Source organism: Rhodococcus sp. NPDC056506 (genome assembly GCF_042794945.1).
Taxonomy (GTDB): Bacteria; Actinomycetota; Actinomycetes; order Mycobacteriales; family Mycobacteriaceae; genus Rhodococcus_F.
Window position 1 is genome coordinate 1 of record NZ_JBHTSW010000095.1, and the last position, 1,423, is coordinate 1,423.

Genomic DNA, 1,423 nt, shown 5'->3' on the forward strand with positions numbered 1-1,423 from the left:
CCCAGCTCGCGTACCGCTTTAATGGGCGAACAGCCCAACCCTTGGGACCGACTACAGCCCCAGGATGCGATGAGCCGACATCGAGGTGCCAAACCTCCCCGTCGATGTGGACTCTTGGGGGAGATAAGCCTGTTATCCCCGGGGTAGCTTTTATCCGTTGAGCGATGGCCCTTCCATGCGGAACCACCGGATCACTAAGCCCGACTTTCGTCCCTGCTCGACTTGTAGGTCTCGCAGTCAAGCTCCCTTATGCCTTTACACTCTACGAATGATTTCCAACCATTCTGAGGGAACCTTTGGGCGCCTCCGTTACCTTTTAGGAGGCGACCGCCCCAGTCAAACTGCCCACCTGACACTGTCTCCCGGGTCGATAAGACCCGTAGGTTAGAATTTCAATACAGTCAGGGCGGTATCCCACCAGCGCCTCCACCGAAGCTAGCGCTCCGGTTTCAATGGCTCCTACCTATCCTGTACAAGCTGTACCAACATTCAATATCAGGCTGCAGTAAAGCTCCACGGGGTCTTTCCGTCCTGTCGCGGGTAACCTGCATCTTCACAGGTACTATAATTTCACCGAGTCTCTCGTTGAGACAGTGCCCAGATCGTTGCGCCTTTCGTGCGGGTCGGAACTTACCCGACAAGGAATTTCGCTACCTTAGGACCGTTATAGTTACGGCCGCCGTTTACTGGGGCTTCAATTCGCACCTTCGCTTACGCTAAGCGCTCCTCTTAACCTTCCAGCACCGGGCAGGCGTCAGCCCCTATACTTCGCCTTACGGCTTCGCAGAGACCTGTGTTTTTGCTAAACAGTCGCCTGGGCCTATTCACTGCGGCTTTCCGTTAAGAAAGCACCCCTTCTCCCGAAGTTACGGGGTCATTTTGCCGAGTTCCTTAACGAGAGTTCTCTCGCACACCTTAGGATTCTCTCCTCGCCTACCTGTGTCGGTTTGCGGTACGGGCACCTTTCATCTCGCTAGAGGCTTTTCTTGGCAGCGTGGAATCAGGAACTTCGGTACTATATTTCCCTCGCCATCACAGCTCAGCTGACATGGTAATGGGATTTGCCTCATTACCGGCCTAACTGCTTGGACGCGCTAATCCAACAGCACGCTTACCCTATCCTCCTGCGTCCCCCCATTGCTCAAATGGTGAGGAGGTGGTACAGGAATATCAACCTGTTATCCATCGCCTACGCCTTTCGGCCTCGGCTTAGGTCCCGACTAACCCTGAGCGGACGAGCCTTCCTCAGGAAACCTTAGGCATTCGGTGGAGGGGATTCTCACCCCTCTTTCGCTACTCATACCGGCATTCTCACTTCTAAGCACTCCACCAGTCCTTCCGGTCTGACTTCACTGTCCTTTGTTCGCTCTCCTACCATCGTCATCTAAGTTGTATTTCCTCCGCTTCGTTTATTGTTTTATTC

Annotated in this window: 1 rRNA gene; it reads right to left on the minus strand. The window is 54.0% G+C overall.

The annotated features are described in order from the left end of the window. Positions 1-1,423, minus strand: a 23S ribosomal RNA gene (locus ACFQ6H_RS29775); the annotation flags it as partial.